The organism is Wolbachia sp. wLmal (genome assembly GCF_049435495.1).
GTDB classification, from domain to species: Bacteria; Pseudomonadota; Alphaproteobacteria; order Rickettsiales; family Anaplasmataceae; genus Wolbachia; species Wolbachia pipientis.
This window is the reverse complement of sequence record NZ_CP185405.1, coordinates 296,791-319,552: the sequence shown is the minus strand read 5'-3', so window position 1 is coordinate 319,552 and position 22,762 is coordinate 296,791. Positions and strand designations below refer to the sequence as shown.

Annotated in this window: 16 protein-coding genes and 3 pseudogenes; 4 read left to right on the top strand and 15 right to left on the bottom strand. The window is 34.2% G+C overall.

All coding sequences use genetic code 11. The annotated features are described in order from the left end of the window. Positions 1-1,221, top strand: a complete 1,221-nt coding sequence (locus ACEL90_RS01685; RefSeq protein WP_423349113.1) for a KAP family P-loop NTPase fold protein — start codon at positions 1-3, stop codon at positions 1,219-1,221. 45 nt (positions 1,222-1,266) lie between these two features. Here ACEL90_RS01685 and ACEL90_RS01680 read toward each other — a convergent pair whose 3' ends face one another. Together ACEL90_RS01680 and ACEL90_RS01675 are read right to left on the bottom strand one after the other, a co-directional pair. Beyond that, positions 1,267-2,091, bottom strand: coding sequence for a hypothetical protein (locus tag ACEL90_RS01680; RefSeq protein WP_423349112.1), 825 nt, complete (start codon positions 2,089-2,091; stop codon positions 1,267-1,269). A 68-nt stretch (positions 2,092-2,159) separates the two neighbouring features. Beyond that, on the bottom strand, positions 2,160-3,515 hold the full coding sequence (locus ACEL90_RS01675) for a dihydrolipoamide acetyltransferase family protein (protein ID WP_423349278.1): 1,356 nt from the start codon (positions 3,513-3,515) through the stop codon (positions 2,160-2,162). A 70-nt stretch (positions 3,516-3,585) separates the two neighbouring features. On the opposite strand from ACEL90_RS01675, the gene ACEL90_RS01670 reads away from it, so the two are divergent. Continuing rightward, entirely contained in the window at positions 3,586-4,077 is a 492-nt protein-coding gene (locus ACEL90_RS01670; RefSeq protein WP_007551030.1) for an SH3 domain-containing protein, read from the top strand. Here the strand turns inward: ACEL90_RS01670 and ACEL90_RS01665 are convergent. The 8 genes from ACEL90_RS01665 to ACEL90_RS01630 form a co-directional block, all read right to left on the bottom strand. Next, positions 4,074-4,406 carry a hypothetical protein gene (locus tag ACEL90_RS01665; protein ID WP_423349277.1) on the bottom strand — a complete coding sequence of 111 codons (333 nt, stop codon included), beginning with the start codon at positions 4,404-4,406 and terminating at the stop codon, positions 4,074-4,076. The genes ACEL90_RS01670 and ACEL90_RS01665 overlap by 4 nt on opposite strands. Before the next feature lie 274 nt (positions 4,407-4,680). Then, positions 4,681-7,473, bottom strand: a complete 2,793-nt coding sequence (locus ACEL90_RS01660; RefSeq protein ID WP_423349111.1) for a hypothetical protein — start codon at positions 7,471-7,473, stop codon at positions 4,681-4,683. Continuing rightward, entirely contained in the window at positions 7,454-9,808 is a 2,355-nt protein-coding gene (locus ACEL90_RS01655; RefSeq protein ID WP_423349110.1) for a type VI secretion protein, read from the bottom strand. Before ACEL90_RS01655 ends, ACEL90_RS01660 begins: the two co-directional genes overlap by 20 nt. A 44-nt stretch (positions 9,809-9,852) precedes the next feature. Next, complete coding sequence (locus ACEL90_RS01650) at positions 9,853-10,227, bottom strand: hypothetical protein (RefSeq protein ID WP_015589420.1); 375 nt, start codon at positions 10,225-10,227, stop codon at positions 9,853-9,855. A gap of 94 nt (positions 10,228-10,321) precedes the next feature. Next, positions 10,322-11,422 carry a hypothetical protein gene (locus ACEL90_RS01645; RefSeq protein ID WP_423349109.1) on the bottom strand — a complete coding sequence of 367 codons (1,101 nt, stop codon included), beginning with the start codon at positions 11,420-11,422 and terminating at the stop codon, positions 10,322-10,324. Positions 11,423-11,424: 2 nt separating this feature from the next. After that, positions 11,425-11,571: a hypothetical protein gene (locus ACEL90_RS01640; protein WP_423349108.1), complete on the bottom strand. Its 147-nt coding sequence runs from the start codon at positions 11,569-11,571 to the stop codon at positions 11,425-11,427. A gap of 122 nt (positions 11,572-11,693) precedes the next feature. Continuing rightward, complete coding sequence (locus ACEL90_RS01635; RefSeq protein ID WP_423349107.1) at positions 11,694-12,722, bottom strand: NAD(P)H-dependent flavin oxidoreductase; 1,029 nt, start codon at positions 12,720-12,722, stop codon at positions 11,694-11,696. A gap of 5 nt (positions 12,723-12,727) precedes the next feature. Further along, a complete protein-coding gene (locus ACEL90_RS01630; RefSeq protein WP_423349106.1) occupies positions 12,728-13,249 on the bottom strand; it encodes a cytochrome b in 522 nt (173 codons plus the stop codon). Positions 13,250-13,901: 652 nt separating this feature from the next. On the opposite strand from ACEL90_RS01630, the gene ACEL90_RS01625 reads away from it, so the two are divergent. Both ACEL90_RS01625 and ACEL90_RS01620 read left to right on the top strand, forming a co-directional pair. Further along, positions 13,902-15,098, top strand: a complete 1,197-nt coding sequence (locus ACEL90_RS01625; RefSeq protein ID WP_423349105.1) for a phosphoglycerate kinase — start codon at positions 13,902-13,904, stop codon at positions 15,096-15,098. Positions 15,099-15,147: 49 nt separating this feature from the next. Next, positions 15,148-15,524, top strand: a pseudogene (locus ACEL90_RS01620) (EndoU domain-containing protein); the annotation flags it as partial. A gap of 220 nt (positions 15,525-15,744) precedes the next feature. Here the strand turns inward: ACEL90_RS01620 and ACEL90_RS01615 are convergent. The 5 genes and pseudogenes from ACEL90_RS01615 to ACEL90_RS01595 all read right to left on the bottom strand — a co-directional run bounded on the left by ACEL90_RS01615 (position 15,745) and on the right by ACEL90_RS01595 (position 22,636). Further along, a complete protein-coding gene (locus ACEL90_RS01615) occupies positions 15,745-16,650 on the bottom strand; it encodes an RluA family pseudouridine synthase (RefSeq protein WP_423349276.1) in 906 nt (301 codons plus the stop codon). 71 nt (positions 16,651-16,721) lie between these two features. Then, on the bottom strand, positions 16,722-18,407 hold the full coding sequence (locus tag ACEL90_RS01610) for a hypothetical protein (RefSeq protein ID WP_423349104.1): 1,686 nt from the start codon (positions 18,405-18,407) through the stop codon (positions 16,722-16,724). A gap of 61 nt (positions 18,408-18,468) precedes the next feature. Then, positions 18,469-19,937: pseudogene (locus tag ACEL90_RS01605) on the bottom strand (ComEC/Rec2 family competence protein); the annotation flags it as partial. Positions 19,938-19,950: 13 nt separating this feature from the next. Next, positions 19,951-21,244, bottom strand: a pseudogene (locus ACEL90_RS01600) (IS4 family transposase). Positions 21,245-21,361: 117 nt separating this feature from the next. Further along, positions 21,362-22,636, bottom strand: coding sequence for an APC family permease (locus ACEL90_RS01595; protein WP_423349103.1), 1,275 nt, complete (start codon positions 22,634-22,636; stop codon positions 21,362-21,364). Between the last annotated feature and the right edge of the window lie 126 nt (positions 22,637-22,762).

The window sequence follows — 22,762 nt, the reverse complement described above, 5'->3', positions numbered from 1 at the left end:
ATGTGCTTAAAAAAACTTATATCGCTAATAACATTCAAAAAGAAAAAAATAGTGCCACCACTTAAAGTGGTGGCTTGGGAAAATGACCGCCTAAACTATAAGCAATTTTCAGGTAAATTCAACACTATAATTAAAACAATTGATCAGTCTTTTACAATAATATCTTTAGAAGGATATGATGGATGGGGCAAGACGTTTTTTTTGAAAGAATGGGTAAAAGAGTTAAAACAGCAAAATGAAATTGTAGCTTATTATAGTGCATGGGATATCAATGCATTGGACCAACCACTTCCTTCTTTTTTAAATTTTCTATTTGAAGATTTATTTGCATCGTATGAAGTAAAAAGAAGCGTTATACAACAGTTCAAGAACATAAACCAAGAGCTATTTTCTCTAAACACACTAGGAAAGCTGATCAGTAAATCTCCACTTGCTATGCTTTCAGTATTTCTTGATGCTGCAAAAGAGGCTGATAAAAAAGACATAGGTTTTGTCTTGAGTGAATTAAGTCTTCTCCAAAGAAGAAAAGAGAGTACTAGAGATTTCAAAATACAGTTAGCGGATGTGGTTAATAAAATCAGAAAAGGCAAAAACATTTATATAATGGTGGATAATCTTGATGTGTGCCGTCCTAAATTCGTTGTCGATTTTTTGGAATCTATAAAGTATATGCTTGATGTGGAGGGGCTGGTTTTCATTATTTCTGTAAGTAAAGATAAGAGTAATGTACAAAGAGCAATCAGCACAATACTTGGACCAAATTTTGACCTAAAATCTTTTACTGATCTCTCTTTACATTTGCCAAAACAACCGATAGAAAAATTTACAAAAGAACTATTTGAAAATATTAAATTACCAAAAAAGTCAAAAAATTTGATTGTAGATAGTTTTATATTTTATGCAGAAAGCCTGTCACTATCTTTAAAAACAATAGAATACTGCGTAAAAAAAATAAAGCTGTGTCTTCTGAATCACACAAGAGAAGAATTACCTGATCCGAATTTGTTTGCATTTTTGGTAATACTGCAATCAATAAATATTGATATATATGAGGAACTAGATTCCTCATGTCAAAGATCCTTGGAAAAAATTGAAAATGAATATAAATCTTTAGTTCTAAATGGTCAAGAAGAATGGGAAAAACTTAAAACCTCTCTAGAAACTGCTTTTGCAGAGAGGGAGTCAAAAATTAACAAAGCTATAAAGGATATATTATTTTGAAAAGATACCCTACCTTCACATATACAAAGGTAGGGTAACATTTGATTAACGCCCTTTTACTATGTCATTACCTTGTTCAAACTTTCTGATTAATTCGCTTACATTGACATTAGATAATTTTTTACCTGCAGATTTGTCATTATGTGAAGCATCAGGTTTACGAAGGTCTTCCTTACTGTTACTCCTAGTAATATTACATCTAACAATGTTTGAATTATTAGACTTATCGCTTACATCTGAAATATTGCTTTTTTCACTACATGAAGACGAATTACTCGACATATTGCCTAAGCTAAAGAGCTTTTTACCTTGATAGATTGGATTCCAATCAAGTGGATTATAAGTTTTTTTGCTAGTCTCAACCTTTTGGTTATTTTGCTGTTTAGGAGAAAAACCAAGTTTTTCTCTTTCTTTCTTGCTTAGCGTTTTGAGAAATTTTACGGTTTCTAATTCATCAGTTGCTTGTACTTTATGTAAATCAAAGCTTTTTTGATGGTTATCCTGCTTAACATTTTCCATCATTTTATCTTTTATTGTTCTATCCTCATCATCAGAAGTGCTGCTACTAATATCACTGATACCACTATCCCCTGAATTGCGGCGTTGTTTGTTAGGAGTGCTATGAATGTTGTCTTCCATGAGTTTTTGCATTGTTGGGCCAAATGTTCTTCCAAGATTGCTACTCACTGTTTTATTACTATCATTTGCTTGAGAATGAGGTACATTTCGCTCAAAAATTGCTTTTATTCCAGCAAATTTAGCTTGGGAAGATTTCGTAGGAACAGGTGGGGCAACCATGCCTTTTGAGTTAATCTTTCCTTCATTTTGAGGAAAAATTTTTGGATTATTTTTTTCTACTGTAGTATTCATTTTTTACCTCTAAACCTATTAACTAATAAAAGTATAAACTTAGAGGTATTAATTTTGTAATAACAATGCTAATAGATTACCGCAGTTTCAATAAGCATCACCAGAGGATTCTCTATATAATGCTTAAAGGCATTTAAAAACTTTGCTCCGAGTGCCCCATCAACTGCTCTATGGTCAACAGAGAGCGTTACTGTCATTATTTCTACTATTTCTATTTTCTCATTCATAACAATTGGTTGTTTTTTAGATGCACCAACTGCCATAATGCAAGATTGCGGCGGATTGATTATAGCACTGAAGGCTTTTATACCAAACATCCCTAAGTTGGAGATAGTAAACCCTCCTCCTTGAAACTCTTCAGGTTTCAATTTTCCAGATCTTGCTCTGCTTACTAAATCTTTCACTTCTTTTGATATAGATAAAATACCCTTTTTATCAGCATTTTTTACTATAGGAGTAATTAGCCCATCTTCAAGTGCCACAGCGATTGAAATATCTATATTTGAATATCTCAGTATTTTATTATCTATCCACGAAGAATTTATATCAGGAAATTTTTTCATGCTAAAAGCCACAGCTTTGATAATTAAGTCATTAATTGTTACTTTATTGTTTTCATCTGCTGAGTTAATCTCGTTTTTTAACGATATTAACTTATCAACCTGGCAGTCTACAGTTAAATAAAAATGTGGAACATTCTGTTTTGATTCAGTTAGGCGCTGTGCTATCACTTGGCGCATGTTGCTTACTTCAACTATCTCAGGACTTTCAGTGCGTATACTACTGCTTAAAAACTCCAACACATCAGCCTTAATTATGCGACCGTATGGTCCTGTACCTTTTAATTGCTGCACATTAACCCCTTCATTTTGAGCTATTTTCTTAGCTAATGGGCTTATTTTTGTTCTACCTTCTGCATAACCCTCTGTCATCTGAGTAGCTGACACTGGGATCCATTCTTCTTTTCTAGATCCCAGTGTCAAGCACTGGGATGACATTGAGGGGTTGGATTCCAGCGTCACGCGCTGGAATGACACCGAAGAATGACTTATTGGCTTTCCGTTTAAATCTTGGTGTTCTGATTTTTGATTATCAACAGCACTTTTTGTCACTTCCTTTTTAACTGCACTATTGATGGAAGTTGAAGTATAGTTGTTAAGTGCACTTTCATCTTCTCCTTCTTCCAGCATTAAAGCTATTGGTTGATTTACAGGCACGCCACTTGTTCCTTCTATTACTAAAATTTTTGCTAAAACTCCTTCATCTATAGATTCAAACTCCATTATGGCTTTATCAGTCTCTATCTCAGCAATTACGTCGCCTACTTCAACTTTGTCTTGTTCTTTTTTATGCCACTTTACAATTTTTCCTCCAGCTTTGCTCATTGTTGGTGAAAGAGCAGGCATTAATATTTCTATAGGCATTGATTTTGCATTTAAAGATCTATTCAATTTTTAATTTACTCTTTATCTTATGTCAACCTAATCGTGAATTATGATGAATAAGTCTGTTACACTATCCCTCACGTTATCCCAGTGCGTGACACTGGGATCTTGGTTCAGTACTATTATCCTATTGTTTTTATTATTTAGCCATAGCTTGTTTGCTAACAACTTTGTTTCAACCAAATCAAATAAGATCAACATGAGAACGGGGCCAGGGTTTCACTATCCTGTAAAATGGATATACACTTGCAAAAATCTGCCCCTGAAAGTGATAGAAGAGTTTGAGAGTTGGAAAAAGGTCTGCGATATAGATGAAGACTGCGGATGGATAAAAGGCAATCTTCTTAGTGATAAGCGCTACGCGATTGTAAAAGAAGATACTTATGGATATCAAAAACAGAGTGTAGACAGCAAGATTACTATGAAAATAGACAAGTTTGTTGTGATGAAGATAGAAAAATGCAACGAAGAATGGTGCTTTCTTTCCACCCCAAAACGCAAAGCATGGGTACAAAAAAAACATATATATGGGGTTGATTAGGTTGACAAAAGATCTGAATTAACACTAGTTTCTGGGCCTTCTGTAGCATGCTCTTCAGATGAAGCAGAGGGTTCTTGAGGCTCTGGAGACTGTACAGGGCTATCACAGAAACTCCTTAACATCTCCTCAGCGGATGAATCTAAAATTTGTACAATAGACTTTTCACTTTGTTCTCTTAGCGATTGATCCACTCTAGAAATCAACTCAGAAAACTCGCTACCTGATTTTTCAGCTTCACTTTTTATTTTACTTTCTATGCTTGCAATATTACCTTGATCAATTTCTTCTTTTGTTATGTTGAATGAATTTGCAACATCTTGATATCCAATCTTGCAATCACCACCGCCAGTTATACAAAGAGCAATAGAGTCAGATATTTCGCTTGCAGCCTACTTATGTATAGCGTAAGCCAAATAATTGTCATGGTACTTAACGCTAAATTGTTGTTCTATTAACTCAGAAATTTTATTCTTTAGAGACATAAAGTACCCTCCTTACATTCGTTATACCTTTTTGTTAAGATACAGCAATCACACCATTTACTACACACTTTACTTTAATTAATTATTAAAACAAGAGCATCATTTCCAGAGTTATATCTTTTTACCTTAACAATTCTTTTTTGACTTCCTCTTCAATTGTCTCTCTTATATTTACGTTAAGGTCCTTCGTCGAAAAATCAGTCATAGCTTCAAGGTCATATAGATCTCTTGTCACTTTTTCAATAGTATCATCTATTTCTTTTACGTTAAATCCTTTTATAATAGGTCTAATCTTCACATACCCTAGAGAGCCTTTACCATAAATTCCTTTGCTTTGATCAATGCAGCCACCTGCACCAGATCTACTGCTTCTAAAACCCTGTCTACACTCTACTGTTTCATACTTGATTTTACCATTTTTTATATATGCTACTTTATTATCTTCAGTAGACTTCAATGCATCTGCTGCTATGATCCTTTCTTCTAATATTAAACTCGGTTCATGAATTATTGTGTCTCGATAACTTGTACGTTTAGGACCATATGTTCTATACATACCTCCACCTGCAACAGTGATTAATGGCTTGCAATCTTGTTTGTCTGAACGACACATTTTTATAAAAACAGGTCCCCCGTCTTTCTGTGATAATTCATCTGTCTGGTTACCTCCTCCCTCTGTGACTTGCACATTAATTATAGGATAATCAGGATCAATTTTCAGTTTAGCTTTAATATAATCTCCTGGCATTCCTGATCTGCTTTCTTTGGACTTTGCTATATCAACTATATGACCTGCTTCACCACTTCCCCACGCTTCTATTTCAACACGGTCAAACATTATTGATAAGTTATCTGTATAAACATTTCCATCTTCATGCTTATAGGATTCTTCGCTCTTTTTTTCCAGCTCTTGTTTCTTTTTTTCAAGTTGTTTCTCGATTATCTCTTTTAACTTCTCTTTGAGACCTTCTAAATCGAACCTACACAATTTATCAGCGTAAAAGACCTCTGTTCTGTTTGCTTTTATTGGTGCTTCTAGTTGCGTGACAACGCCATTTGCATCTTGTGAAATCTTTGTATAAAAAGGTTGAGTGTTTTCTTTGTCTACATATTGTGTTGAACGGCTGCATTTTCCATTAAAGCAGATGCACCCATCATAGCCTTGCTCACATCCTTCTTTATGCTCTGTATCTATCAACTTATATACTACTTTGACTTTGTTGTTTGTAAATTGTTCATCTATGTCTTTATCGTAATTCACGCAGTAACTGCATTTTCCCTTTTCTTGCTTATTTTCATCAGGAAAGAAAACATACCCTTGCTTATTGAATATTATTTTATCTAACTCACTCTGATCTCTGCTTAAGAGATCGGCTCTTTTATTTTCCTTGCTTGGAAGATAATAGAACTGATTTGATTCCTTGGAGTAAACAGCATTGTATTTAGTATATCTTGTTCCCATTAATTTTAGTGGTATTATTTTATTTTCTCTTTTAAGAACAAACTCCTCTGGTTCTGGCTGCCATCCAGAAAGACAAAGCATTTTACTGTTAGAATTTCCTTTATACTTTACTTCTATTTCCGGCTGCCCAGAGTTATTAAATTCACATTGAATAGATTTGTCTTTTAACTTTTTCTCAAAATCATTAAAACTATAAAAACTTCCGCCTTTAGAACATTTAATTTGCACATCAGGAACATAGCCATATTCTTTCAAAACTTTAAATTGTTGCGGATTACTTTCTAATATACCTTCTATAATATTATCAATATTACTATCAGTTGTTTTTGCTACTATTGCTGGTTTTACTACTTTTAAAGATAGGGGGCCAATATTTACAGCGGTATTAACATTAAAAGTACATAAACCATCACTGTAGGTTCCACGTGCTTCATAAGTACAAGTGCTCTCGCTCATCTTCATTCTTATCTTTAACGTATCACTCTGCTTTCCAGACGTGTTACTTTGTACTATTTCTACTACTTCAGGCTCTGGAGCAGGTGGTGCAGGGAAACAGCGGACGAACTGTGGATTTTTTTTGTCTATACTTTGAGTTCCATGGTATTCAGCGCAGAGCTGGCCCTTTTTTCTATAGGTTTTGAAGTAATAGTGAGTATCCTTATCTGTAACAGTATATGAGTGATTTGGAATGTTCTCATTATTTGAAACAACGTGTGGAAAACCTAACTCTTTTCTTTCCTCCAGTCCGCTAATTATCACCCCAACTCTTGGATCGAAGTAATCATTATCTTCATTTGTTATAGGAACAATTCTAACTTGTGGAGGTGACATCGCAAGTTGTTCACAGAATGGAGGGGGGCTAGGTGCAAGTGGCACAGGAGCACATTTTACTGCCGTTTGGTAGCAGGTATCACAGACTTTTTCCATCTCCCCAGGACGGAAAATATTCTCACCCGAAAATACTCTAGAACCCCATGAAGAAATTCCTGACATACAAGCCCCTTTTTGACTGCAAGTACATATTTTAGGAGAGTTAGCGAATCTTCTTTTTTCCTCATCAGTAACACCGTCTGCCCATTCCCATTTAAGACCCCGAGCAATTTCTCGTCCAGCTTTTGTTTTATCCCCTTCCCAATCAATAAAAGCTGCAGCAGAAACTCCAGCTCCTGTACCTTGCGTTCCATATATCTGGCGGCAGGATTCCCCACTTTGTAAGTCATAACAATAACTTTGTCCATCATAAGCACATACTCTAATTTTGGGATTAAAGTAACCATCAACTCCTTGATCTTTTATTGCTTGCACCTTAATTTCCTTTACCCAATCTCCACCAACTATTGCTTCCCACCAAGTATTACTTTCTACAAATGTTGGACAATCAGCATATCCTTGATACGAAAGACCAAGTATCAAAAAAAATATCAATAAGAAATTAAGCCTTACACTTCTCATAAAATACCGGTAACCACTCATTAACTTCTTCTCCTTTTTCTTTTATTGCCTCATACATATACTTTATAGTCTCTTTGTTAGCTGAAAGTACATGTATTTCTTGCATATCCTTCAAATCCAGATTTAAGGTTACCAATCCTTTGTACTGTTTTATCAAAAATAAACCTTCCTGTGTTGGCGTCTGCAGAATTATATTCAGCTCCTCTTTCGATAGAGAAAATGCCTTCATGTATAATCTATTTGCATTGACGTTCGGCATCAAGATTCTTGTATCAACATGTTTATCTAAATATTGAGTAAATTTGCTAGCAAATGCGAGATTTAAATTTTCAGTACTTAGGATTACTACAACATTTAGTTCCGTCATTCTTTGCATCCAGTTATCAAACTCTTTCTCTGTAGGAAAAATATTACTTATCTCCCATGCTTCATCCAAAACAAGTATTGCAGGCGAGCCATCACATTTTGCCTCAAAAGAATATAAAAAATAGTAAAGTATCACGGACATACATTCCTTTTGTTTTGTAAGGTTTGCGGTGTTGAGAGATATAATTTTTGTTTCCCAGTCAATATCTGATTCATTACCATCTTGAAATAAGTAAGCAAAGTCACCATCGTCACACCATCTACTTATCTTACCCCCAAGGAGCAAGAGCACCTCAGAAATTTGTGAAATAGAACGTGATTCCTTGGGTATAGCAAATATAGAATCCACAATTTTTCTTATCTTTTCTTCTACGTCCACCAAGCTCGTATCGGCTACCATTCTTCTGATCAGTTCAAACAACATATTGCGATTGGAAGCACTATCTTCAATGTTTAGTGGATTAAATTTTAGGCTTTTGTCCTTATATTTTGGATCGATTATGTAATATTTACCACTCACTGCTTTAGTAAAAATTATTGATTTTCCAGTGTTATCCAATATGACAATTCTTGGGTTAAACTTTCTTGATTCTGATAATAGAAAATTAATGAGTGAAGTTCTGCCTGAATTTGGAGCTCCGAGTATCGTAGTATGGCCATTATTTCTTTTTCCATGAAAATTAAAGAAGTAAGGATTTCCTTTTTTTGAGAAAAAAATCATTACCGCTTCTTTCCACCTTCTTCCTTTTAATGTACCTGACGTAAAATCGTGCAGCATAGCAAAGCTGCAAGCGTATTTTGTTAAGATATTTTTCGGTTGCGTAATAAAAGCAAAATTGCCTGGAAGTTGTGCCCAAAAATGACTTTCCATATGTAAATCAGTTCTAAACATCATGAAGCCAACTAATGACATTATAGAAGATAAATCACTAATACTTTCAGCTAACTTATTCCTATCATCTGCAAATATTGTAAAAATAATTTTCTGTTGGCAGAAGTCTATACTAGAGGTCTTTTCAAGCTCTATTATTTCTTCAATTCCTGAGCTTTTAAGTAAGGTATTATCCTCACTAATTTGCAGCATGTTGATTTGTTTTTTAAATTCTTTTATTGCTTTGTTATTACTAGTAAATATCATTATTTCTGTAATGATAAATTCAGATTCAAGCTGCAAGCATCTATCTATATTACCTAAAGAGATTTCCCGGTATTCTTTTATGCTGAAAATAGAGCCAAATTTCTGTTGATTTTCAAATATTGTTTGAAACGTATTGAAACCAAAAGCTATTTTAAAATTTCTAATATATTGCGACAGGTCCCTTTCATGTATTGGATAATCTTTGTGCGTTAATGTAACAATATAGTGGAGAAATTCTATCATTTCAGAATATATTTTACCTTCACTAAACCTTAGACTCAGTTTTTTAGCTCCAAAAGGTCCTAAATCATTTTGAATTACGTCAGTTATCTTTTGCAACTCCTGATGGCTTTCTTGTAAAGACAACTTATGCTTATTCTTTATTCTATTGAAAAAAAACGAATTATTAGTATGCTTGCCAAAATCGCTAAACAATATTACAATGTATAGTTCATTTATATACTGTAATTTACTATCAGTTAGTTTATTAAACCACGTTGAATGTAGGTTGTCAGAGAAGTCTTCAGTTTTATTCCATTTCAAGCTCAGTTTATTGCGCTTTCTAACGGTATGAATCCAAACGGTAAAATACAGGCTATTAATATTTTTTGATATGCTTTTTCTAATTTCAGTTCTGAGGTCGCTGTAGTTATCAACAGAAGAATAATCTTCTAACTTGATTATTTTTAACAATTCTCCCTGTTTTGTTAGTATGGTTTCTTCATCGTAATGACAAGCATAAGGAACAAAATCTAAATCAATGCTTTCTAGTAATGCTAAGTTGTTCTTTTTTTTAAGCTTAGAGTTAACTGTTGGTACTTTTAACTGCATATGCGTATTCAATAAAGATAATTAAAAAAGATAAAAATACTATCTTAATTTTTATCTTTTTTTTCGCTATCGGATTGTAATTTTATATCTTTTGCAAAGTTAAATTTTTCTTTTAAGTAGTCTGTTGCCTTTTCTGTACTACCGAACATCAGGACCAGTACACCAAACATTATCATAAAAAAGATTAGACCTCTGAACACTACTGCAAGTATCACTGCAGCTATACACAACCCTATGATTGTTGAAGGACTCATATTTTCTACAGTATCTTTAACTGAAAATGAAGAAATAAAATTTTTTACCGTTTCTTGTATACCCTTTAATTCATCACTCGCCGAACTTGCTTCGCTAGAATATGATGCAAAAATGAAACTTAATAAGGCTACAAAAACCAAAACTTTATTCAATTGAATGCGCATCAACTAAACACCTTTTAAACATTCCCCAAATATAACAACTTTTATATCAATAGGCAAGAACTGAATTCACTTATCCACTACAAGTAACACATATTTAATTTTTACCGCTGTGAACATGCTGTAAGCTCTTATCATCAACAAGAGGACTCACATTAATGGATGTTAATTTACTTGATAGGAAGTTTGAATGCAATTCAGCTACTGCTGCTATAGCAAGCACTGCAACCATAGCAAGTAGTCCTGCTCCTATCAATCCTGATGTCATTGCTCCTGCAACAATGCACCCTATTGTGGAGAGAGCACAACCTGCTACAAATGCAACGTGAAGATTTCTGTTATTGGGTTGGTTTTTAAGTAGGATATCTTTCTTAACTTGATCTGGATTTGCTTGACCATCTGAGTTTTCATTTTCTTGCATTTTTGGCTCTTTTTTTACAGTCTGCTCTGGCTGCACTTGAGTCTCGTTTTCTTTTGGGGATTCCAAATTTGATTCTAATAACTCAGTTTTTTCTCCACCCTCTGGTTGTAAGCCATTATCTTCTTCAACAGAGCTCAATGTTGAGTTTAAACTTTCCTCAGATGAAGTGCTTGCTATTGATGTTAAACTGTTTTTTCTACTATTTATTGGTGATATCGAGTTTTTTTCACTCAGTCCAGGTGAGTTTATTCCACTATCTGAACCACTACCGTTACCAAGCTTGGGAGTTTTTATATTCTTCTTTAATTGCTCCATAACTTTACTATATTTTCTAGATACCTCTTTCGGAATATCTAATTGGCCAAGTATTTTAGTATCACCACTTTTTTTCTCAGCTACATTCAAGGGTGTTTCTTGTGTGTTGTTTTGCTCTTCAATATGTCCTAGCTGCATTTGATCTTCAATATTTTCTTCAACAGCATTTGGTATTGAGCTTACACTGCTGCTCCTGTTAGTAATATCCAAAATTGTTTTTACTATTTTTCCTCTTTTTGTTTGTGGTCTTTGTGATTGTTCTCTTTCATTGTTAAATACTGTAGGTACAGCTAGTTCTTCTGATTTTGTTACTTCATCTTTCAATGCAGGAAGAAAGTTTTCGATATAATACTTATAATGTTTTTGATATTCCTCTTGTTTTTCTGGTGATTTTTCTAATTGTTCTCTCAGCGATTTTTCTAATTCAGTTAATACCTCGGGACTAGCTCCTTCCTTGAACAACTCTATGCATTTTTTGATAGTTCCATCTCCATTTTTTTTGGGCTTTCATGATTATGTGTTTTTTTTGTTACCTTTTTGTATATAGTGTCGTGCAATTGTTGGTTAATAACTTCTTTATTATTCTGAGGTTTTTTTAAAGTACCTAGCATAGATTCCTCCATACATAATAAAATGTATAGATACCTCTTTAGCGTTAATTTTACATTAAAACTGGGCAATTATGCCATATTATAAATAATTGCGGCAACTTGCTTATTGGAAGGTCGCTTAACTATTTGCTTTCTGGGTTTTCTACTTCTACAGATTTGCTCTCAATATAATTGTTTGCTTGTTGAACTAACATATCCACTACTTCTTTTACAGGCTTTTCCCTATCAACCATGCCAACACTTTGACCGGCCATTAAAGATCCCGTTTCAACATCTCCTTCAATCACTGCTCTTCTTAAAGCTCCAGCCCAGAACTTTTCTATTTCAAGCTGCCCATCTTCTTTTGAGATCTGTCCCTTTTGGTATTCATCAATAACTTCTTTTTGACGCTTCATAAAGTCATCGCTTGCTTTGTTGGCTATAGCTCTTACAGGAATTACAGGAAAATCAGCACTTATCTGTACAGAAGGTATTGCATTACGTGCGGCCGATTTAATAAACACTTCCTTAAAATTTTTGTGGGCAATTGATTCATTAGTGCAGACAAATAATGTACCTATTTGACAGCCACTTGCTCCAATTTCTAAGTAATTAACTATCATTTCGCCTCTGCCTATTCCACCTGCAACAAACACTGGTATTTGTTCATTTTTAAAATGAGGCAATATCTCTTGTGCAAGAACAGAAGTGCTAACTGGACCTATATGCCCACCTGCTTCCATTCCTTCTATTATTAATGCATCTACTCCCATTTTTACTAACCTTTTCGCAAGGCTTAATGCTGGTGCAAAGCACATAACTTTAATGCCTACACCCTTGATTTTTTCTATATTAGGCTTTGTTGGCAGTCCACTGGCAAGCACTATATGGCTTACTTTCGTTTCAATACACACATCTATCAACTCACCCAACTTTGGGTGCATAGTAATTAGGTTTACACCAAATGGTTTGTTAGTTAATTTCTGCGTCTCTATGATTTCTTTTTCCAGTAAGTCTGGAAACATTGCACCACATGCAATTACACCAAAACCACCAGCGTTTGAAATTGCTGAAACCAAATTTCTCTCTGAAACCCAGCTCATAGCACCACCCATTATAGCAAACTCACTGCCAAGAAAATCTGTTCCTTTTTTCCAGAGGCTACTTAACATATAACCTATATCATACGTTTAAAAATGTTTTGCTTATCTATAAATGCGTGCTTCAAAGCGCCAAGTATATGTAAGATTATAAAGAGTACCATAAAATATGCAAGCATCGAATGTAGCTCGTTAGCCGTGTTAGCTAGGTCTTTGTTTTGATTAATCAACAAAGGGATATGAAAAAAATATTTGATCTGTTTGCCAGAAGCAGAAGACATGACATAGCCAGATAGTGGCATTAGCACCATCAAAGAATATAAACCAAAGTGTACTGCTTTACTTATATTGATTACAAACCGAGAAAAATTTGCTGGAAGTGGTGGAACATAAGTAAAGACGCGAAAAAATATGCGTACTATGATTAATCCAAGAATAGTGATACCGCAAGCCTTATGAATAGCGTATATGTTGAACTTAATTTCATTGCTAAGTGGCAGGCTTTTCATATAAAGTCCAGAACAAAGCATACCGATAATAAAAACAGCCATCAACCAATGGATAACCCTTAAACCTAGGCTATATTTATCGTCTTCCATTTTGATTACCCTAAAGTAGCATTTATATAATAGAAAAACTATTTTTCAATCAAAATCATTAAAGCAATTTAGATTTACCGACAATGTAGCTATACAAATTCGACCCAGCCGGAAGTCAAGGGCACCTAAAGCAAGAAACGGATTAAACGAAAAACTTACTTGACAAACTCCGCCAGCCTCCTTATCATGAAACTGAAGCTATTTATTTATCTTCTCTGTACAGATTAAATAACAAAAAAACTCAACGTATCTGGCGTCTCATGTTTAATTTTTTGCACTATGTGCACTCTATGTCTTTATCAAATTTCTAGCTACACAAGCTGAAATACGCTATTTAAAACATCAAAAAACGCCAACTTAAAAAATGGATAGTGAATAATTAGCTACCCTAGGGTTTCTTTGCCTTTTTTTCTGTTTAGTAAATTTCTTAAATATTTATGGCTAAACGACAATCGTCATCCCTGTAAAGGTCAAGTATCCCGCTACGTGTTAGCGGCTAAGAGATACCCGGCGGTATGACGGTTCGCAGCGGCATGACGATAAGGTTCCAGTGTCAAGCGTTTGGCATGCAAATTTCCTTAAACGTTCGTAAGCTTAAAACTTTACTTTAGATCAAACTGCTGTATAGTGGCTTTATAGCTTCAATTTTGTAATGAACATACCTAGTATAGAAAATTGTGATCTTCACAATAAAGCCGTTTTACTTAGAGTTGACTTCAATGTTCCTATAAAAGATGGAGAAATTCGTGATGTCACTCGTATTTTGAGAGCATTGCCTACTATTCAGTATTTAGTGAATGCGAGTGCAAAGATTATTATTATATCACATTTTGGACGCCCAAAGGCCAGAGACAATAATCTGTCGCTAAAAAATGTAATTGACACTTTATCGCAGTTACTAAATAAAAAAGTGAAATTCATTGACGATTGCGTTGGTGAAAAAGTACAAAGAGCAGTAAGTGTTATGGATGCAGGAGATATAATATTACTAGAGAATCTAAGATTTTATAAAGAGGAAGAGCAAAGTGACTCAAATTTTGCCAAACAACTAGCATCTCTAGCGGATATATATGTAAATGATGCATTTTCTTGCTCTCACAGAGCTCACGCTTCTATTTCACGCATTACAGAATTTTTACCCTCTTATGCAGGGTTTTGCTTGCAAGATGAGCTAAAGTATCTTGAAAAAGCTGTATCGTTTAAAGCTAAACCTATTACTGCGATAGTTGGGGGAGCTAAAATATCAACTAAGATAAAAATGCTTATAAAGCTAACAGAAAAGGTTGATTACCTAGTTCTAGGTGGTGCAATAGCCAATAATTTTTTGTCATTTAGCAAAGTAAATATAGGGAAATCTTTCTTTCAAAATGGTGTTGACGACCTTCTGCATAATATTCTTGAAACAGCAAATAAAAACAATTGCAAAATAGTTGTGCCAGAAGACGTTCTGGTTGCAGTAAGCTCTGATTACAGCACTAGTATTTCAAGAAAAACTGAGTCCATTTTGGACGGTGATATAATTTTGGATATCGGATCACAAACTTTGAGTACAATAAGCAGTATAATAGCAAGCAGTAAGACTCTGCTGTGGAATGGACCTATTGGTGTTTTTGAACATTCAGCTTTTGCAAGCGGTACAATAGGGGTAATGAAAATCGTAAGTGACTTAACGCACAAAGGAAAGTTAACCAGCATAATAGGGGGAGGCGATAGTCTATCTGCAATAAGCGCTGCAGGCCTTACCGATAAGGATTTTACATATGTTTCCACTGGTGGAGGAGCATTTTTAGATTGGTTAAGTGGCGATGAAATGCCGGGAGTTGCTGCTCTGCAAAAACGATTAGATTAAAACTTTTTTAAATTATTTCTTATAGGCTAGCTTTTTTGTGAACGTGATTATGTCGAAGACAGTTAAACTAATTTTGTGTTTAATAATACCAATAATAGGGTTTATTTTTTATATTAAGGATCATTATTTTCACACCGGCTATGTAGAAGAAAATGTTGAAGTCAATTTTGAACCATTTTTCAGTTCACAACCAGCCACCGTTTCAGAATTAACTGACTTCGATAGAGGAGTGTTGAAAGTTTGTGGAGATTGGGGAGCACATCCAGATAAAGAAGATTTCAAAATTTTACTTAGTTGTCCGCAGCATCAAGAAGTAGTGAAAGGAATATATAAGTGATTACGCCAGATGCGGATTTGGAGTTACTTAAAGATGAACTGGCTAACATTTGGTTTACAAATAGTGGAAGTGAAAAAGAAACTATAGGAACAAATGGGTGTCATGCAAGTAGCTGACACTGGCATCCAGTTCTTTCGCGCAGTTCCATCAAAAACGTTGTAAAGCGCTTTCGTGTTTACCAACTTAGTACCCAATCTGGATCCCAGACTGGGATGACACCATCATAAAGTGAACCAGTGTCAGCTACTTGCATGACACCCATTTGTTGTAAACTCACTTTTTCTTGATTTTTTGGTTTATCTTATCTACCTACTTTGCTACTCTGCTGAACGGATACCCTTTCTTAGGTATATTTTCAAACTCACCAATTAAAGTTTTTATATCTTGCGGTAAATCAGAGACAAATTCCATGTATTCCTTACTTTTTGGGTGGTATAAGCCCAGTGTATAAGCATGTAGTGCTTGTCTATTGAAATTACGAATGAAACTAGAGTTTTTAGCATATTTTGTGCTTTTACTACTATTTTTTCCATAAACTTGATCACCAACTATGGAATGTCCTATGTGGCTCATGTGGACTCGAATTTGGTGTGTTCTGCCTGTCTCTAAAGTGCATTTAACGAGGCTTGCTTGTTCTATAACTTTTTGCACTAAATAGTGAGTGATTGCTAATTTGCCTGTGATTTTTGTTACACACATCATTTCTTTATTGCCGCGTTTGGGAGCAATGTTAGTTTTTATCGTGCCTTGCTGAGAAGATAATGTTCCCCAAACTACTGCTAAGTATTCCCGCTTTATTTTGCGATTCGATAACAATTCAGACAAAAAACTATGGGCTGCTTCATTTTTTGCAATTACCATTAGCCCACTAGTATCTTTATCGAGTCTATGAACAATTCCTGGTCTTACATCAAGGTGAGCGATAACTGCGTTCAAAAGCGTATCATTGTTTGTCCCAGCACCTGGGTGCACTGTTAATCCACTTTGTTTACTCAGAACTATAATGTCCTCATCTTCATAGACGATATCAAGTTTTATGTCATAATTAGGCTTAATTGATGTGGATATGTCAGGTTGAAAGAGATGCACCACATACTCTTCATCTGGTTTTACTATGTAGTCATTATTAATTATCGGTGTGCCAAGTAATTTCACCTGCTCATTTTGTATCAATCTTTGCGCTTTGCTGCGTGATATGTTGCATTTTTCAGCTATATAGGTGTCTAACCTTAATTTCTCTTTATCATTATTAACACTTAAGGTTACTTCTAAGTGGTCTATAACAACTACCCCGCGCGAGCTACTGCAAATGCTGCTTGAATATTTTGATCTACAAAATCAACTTTTGTACTAGGAAGATCACCTTGTTTTTTAATATGGCAAATTGTTTGAGAGATATCTTTCCAGTGAATTGTTATTTTGTTATCAAAATCCCGTAATGTTGCCTCAACCTTTTTTTCTTTATTATCTTTTTCTTCCAGCTTAATAGATTCTAATAAATAATATAGAAATTCACTTGGTTTGCCGTTGATTTTTTCTTTCCATCCATCTGTTTTTTCTTGTTCAGATTTTTTTTGCTCTAACTTTTCCTTCTTTTGCTGCAGCTTATTTTGTTCTGCTTCCAGCTCTAACTTTCTAACTGTGTCACGTAGTTCTTTGACTTTATTTTCTAATACTAATAAATTATTAGTATTATTTCCATTGTTAGCTTCTAAATCAGGCGTACTTGGTTGAGCTTGCTTCTTTTTTATTTCTTCTAATTCATTCCTTACTACGTTTAATTGCTCCTTCAATTCCGTTTTTTCCTCTTCTGTATCCTCTTTTAACTTTTTTAGCATGATAAGGAACTCGTTATCATTAGACTGCGTAGTTGATCGAAGCCAGCCTACAAGGCGGCTTGGTTCAAATCGTTCAATTTTATCTTCAGCAATTTTAATAGCATTCTCTAACCTAGAAAAAGTACCTTCAATACCTAGTGAATGTGCTTTTTTTGTCAATTCTTTAGTGTTATTTAAAACTTCTGAAATTTCTGCATGTAGCCAATCTAAATCTTTTTTGATGTCTTCTCTGATTTTTTTTAGGTGATCAAGCGTTTCTTCAATGTTAATATTTGCAGGCTTTAAAAGACTATTATCAAGTAAATCGCAAGCTTTTTTAAGGTTACTGTCAAATGAGTTGCAAAGCGGACTAAGTAGTTTTTTCATTAGAGATATTAGTTCATTTTCCCTTTTACCAAGCTTATTTTCTACTACTGATACAACCATGCCCTTTCCAGACCAGTATGGAAATAGAAGACCTAAAGAACTGTGTTTTCTAATAGTATGATTTTCATGATCCACGCTATTACTTATTAGATTGCTAAGTGTTGATATGATGCATAAAGGAACAGCGACTGATAAAGCTATTAATATTATTGGAGCATTAATGGATTGTGATATTGCTGAAACTACTATAACAGTACCAAATACATATGATCCAGTAAACAAGAGAATCCTATTTCTATTTTCTGCTTCTATATCTTCTAGTATTTCTCTCTGCGTCTTAGAAATTGGTAAAACTATTGAAAGCTTTTCCCCCTTTTTATCTAAATTTGTTACAATTTCAATTTTTTTAGCTTCTTGAGCAATCTGGCTGTACTGTTCATCAACTTGATAGTTTCCTATTTTTTTATCTATTTCATTCTCTTTTATTTTTTGTGTATTTATAAAGTTTACAACAGCAGTAAATAAGAGAACTATAAGAGGAATAGAGGCAAGAAGTGCTGGCGTGAACGCAAACCTAGCAATACTTACTGTAACAGGCTGAATAGAAAAGGCAGTAAATGCTATAAGAGTAGCAATGGTGCTTGCTATCGATATAGTACCAGAATACTTTCTTATAGAGCTCAAAATTCTACTGGGCTGGCCAGAAAGTTTTCTAAATCCTAAAAAATCAAAATAGTCTTTTAAAGGATCTTGAGTGTTTGTAACCATAACATTTTTCTAGTTAAAACTTATTTAGGTATACATTAACCAAACCTTAAAATCAAGTCTCTTAATTTTTCAACATGTGCCAAGGCCTATTGGAGCGCACTGTATTAATCTTTACGTAACGATTTGTTAACCAAACAGAATGTGTGCCATACGTTTCTAGATCAGCATGTTTAATAATTTTAGCGTTGCAAGCTGAATAGTCGAATTCACTTAATTGAATTATCAGATCAACACTATTACAGTTTCTCAAGATATCTTCTTTTTTATAAGCAAGCAGTACTGATTTATTATTTCCTTTATTATATATACAGCCATACTTTAGTCTTTTATCTGGATTGCTATATTTTGTATGATTCAAAATTTGGTTCTGTCCGTTTTGCTTTGCCCACGTTTTGATAACAAAATTTCTGCTTTTTCTAGTGAGAGAATATAGTAAGTTATCACTCTCCTTTGCAGCAACATTATCAGCATTTATTAGGATGTCGGGGGTTTTATATGCAGCGCTAAAGCAAATACCTAGTACAATAAAAAAAATCCCAAAAAACGCCAATTTCTTTCCCACAAGCACAGCCACAATAACCCAAATGTTATTATAATAATTGATGAGGCAGGAAAAGTACGAATGGGAATAACCAAATACTGAAGACTAGCGATAGCGTTTGTTATATACAAAATGCTGTCAATTGGGCGTTCTACAAGTGGCGCTATAATCCATTCAATACCGAAAGGAATCAACAAAACATAGATTATTCCAAGTGGAATAATAATTAATGTAACTATTGGTATAGCAACTAAATTTGTGATAATGCCACTAATTGAAAAATAATTAAAATTATATATCGTATACGGAACAGTTGCTAAACTTGCTATTACTGAGCTGATCATTATCGATACAAAATATTTCATTATTTTTATTTTGAACAACTTATTAGCATTAATTTGATAACTGGCAACCAGTGCCAAAACAGCAGAAAATGACATCTGAAAGCCAGGCTTTAAAATTGCTTCTGGTTCTACTGAGAGTATCACTGAAGCAGCAAACGCAATTGCTATTAACCCTCGATATTTTCTCTCTATCATTATTGCAACGAGTACTAAAATCACCATGATGTAGGCACGCTGAGCAGAAATTTGCATACCGGTAATCAACAAATAAAACGTGGTTGGCAAGATAGTAAGGAATGCAGATATTTTCTTGGTGTTATACTTAAGAGTCAAAGTTTCAGATATTGCGAATAAATTACGAAACACTACAAAAAACAGACCAGCAACGAATGATAAATGCAAACCAGATATGGCAAACAAATGTGCTATACCTGAATCTCGTATCGCGTCCATAGTTTTTTGATCTATGCCATCTTTTTTACCGATCAGTAATGCAGAGATTATATCCGCATGTGGTTTTTTGATATTTTGCTGCAGGTTTTCATAAATGTATTGACGGAAAGATTCTATATATTCTTGAAATTTCCTTGCTTCAGCCTTTTTGTGCAAAGCTATTTTGCTTGTTGCAAAGCCTGTTTTACTGATCATACGCGTCAAGTTAAGAGATTGTGAGCAAATTTAGAGAGGTTAAAGTGGATACTCTAGCCCTTCTACGTTTGTCTTTTAATGAAAATCGCGACCAAGTTATAGTGAGTTTTTTAAGAAATGCTTTTAAACTATTAATTTTGGTTAATACTAAAAATAACTCTCTAACCCGCCTTTTTAGCTCAATAAATGCCTTTGTTAAGCTAAGTTCTGTATTCTTTTTCACTTCTGTGCAACCAACTATGCCGTGAAATATAAGAATTGCGCACAATTTAGCATATAGTTCACATAATACTCTGCATGGCTTTCCTTTTAGCTTATCAAGCCTGGTATGGCTTTTATACAATTTAAATAATAACTCAATTTGCCACCTTACTCTGTAAATCGTTAATACTTGCTCAGCACTAATTTTATTTTCTGGAACATTAGTTATAAATATTGACCAGTTCAACAATTTTTGATTTCTTTTAGAGGATGTATATCCCTGCGATCTTGCTAATCTATTAGCTTTCCTTCTTCTGGCCATATTCAGTTAGTTTCTGACATATAATTCTTACTCTAATTTTTGCTTCTTTTCCTAACAATACCTCGTTTTCTAAAAATAACTTATCCTCTAAACATTCTAATAACTCCATTTTTTGATTTGTTTCTACATCATATATGTCGGTATCAACGACTTATGAAATAAGCTCCTATTTCATTGATTTGTTTAAAAGAACTTGGCACAAAATAACCGAGATCAGATATTAGCAAATCATTGCTTAATATATTACTTAAATGTTTCCTATATCCCTGGTCTGATCTTACCCCCTCCGTTAAATTAAGTTGGTCTATTATCTGATTCATGTAGTCGAAAACTAATTGTAACTTTATTCCAGACTTAGTATTGCTTTCATAGCCACTGTAGCTAGTACCATAACCTTTATACATCTCTTCCATACTGTTAGGTATAGCTACTGTCCAATAATTTAACACTATTAAATTGCTGTAAGATTTTGCAACCAACTTGCAAGATATTTTTAAAGAGAATCACAGATTCATTATACATCCTTTTCATAAATTCCACTGCTTCTTCAGTAAATCTAAACTTGTTTTGTTATATCTATCGAGTCCTCGTTTAGTAATTGAAACATTGTTTCTACGCTACAATTATCAACTCCTATATTACCCAAGACCATGGCTTTTACGAATGATGAACCTTTTAGCTTTCTCTTTCTTTTTATAAACCTTGTTGTAATTGAGATTTTCTCTGCTTTTTCATTAAAAAATTCTTTGAGCTTTTTTGATAAGCAAGTTATTTTATTCATTGGTTCTCTCACTAAAAGTATATCTGGGAGAACTTATACCTTATTATTCTATCTCTTTCATACCTTTATTTCCTTAACTTGACGCGTATGCTCTGCTGAACAGATACATAACATTTGCTATACAGAAACTCTGCGATACCAAAATAAATAAAGAGGTACGCCACTTGCAGTGAATAAGCTTGCGATCAGCAAGGTATTCACAGAAGTTTCAAATATTACCCAGCAGCAAAATGTTGTTGCTATACTGCCAATTAAAAATTTGTAACAACTCTTTTCTTGCACAATAACTTTGAGAAAAGCAAGACTGCATGCAAGGTAAACAAATAAAAATGAAACTACAGAAAAGTCGATAATTGATGTGATCTGCTTAGCAAAATTGTTGCTTGAAGTGAGGATTAGTAAAGTTGCAGTTCCAACTGAGCTAGTTGTTATGCCCCAGAAAGGAGAACCGTGCTTGTTTCTTTGAGCAAAAAACTGTGGCATCAGTTTATCTTTTGCAAGGCCAAGGGCCACTTGTCCACTAGCTAGTACCCAAGCGTTTAAAGTACCAACACAAAAAATGAACGCAGTCATAGAAATAATCAAGTGCCAATTGCCAGAGGCCATAATTTTTATTGCGTCAACATATGGTGCTCTTGAACTTGCTAAATCATTACCATTTATTAATCCCATAATTGCAAGATTGTTGATAAAATACACAACAGCAACAGAGATTGTTCCAAGTACCACAGCTCTTGGTATTGTTCTAGCTGGATTATCAACTGACCCTGCAGGTGCTGTTGCCAATTCAACTCCAATAAAACCCCATAGAGTAATAAGTGTAGAACGGGCAAGAATCTGCGATGTTGTAAGATTTGATATTTCTTCACTTATGATGAAGTTATTTCTATCAAAAAAAAACAATGCTGCTATAGGTATTACAAGCAATACAGAAATTTTTATCACCGTCAATAAAAACTCAACACGTCCAGCAGTAGCTACTCCTCTAAAATTTATTAGTGTAATAATTGTAAGTAATAACATCTCTAAAAACAGATGTACGTTTTGAATATCTTCATGGAAAAATGGTGTAAGATAACCAACACCCACAACTATTACGGCTGTTGTGCTAACCCATGAGATCACCCAATACGTCCAACCAACAAAAAAAGCTGCAGCAGGGCCAAAAGCATGCTTTACATAGACGTGAGGGCCACCCGTTTCCGGAAATTTTGCGCAGAGTGAGGCAAAAACTAAAGCAAGAGATATAGCACCAAGCCCTGATATTATCCAGCTTATAAGGCTATACATGCCATATGGAGCAAGGCTAATTGGAAGCATAAAAATTCCAGAGCCAATTTGGCTGCTAATCACTAAGGCAAAAATAGCCCAAAAACCTATTTTATTTGACACAATAATTCTTATCTAAATAGATTAACAATATACCCTAAACTCAGAAATTTCAATTGATCTTTTAACATAAAAACTTGTATTTTTTTCAATTTATTCCTAAAATAGATTATATTAACAGATTATTAA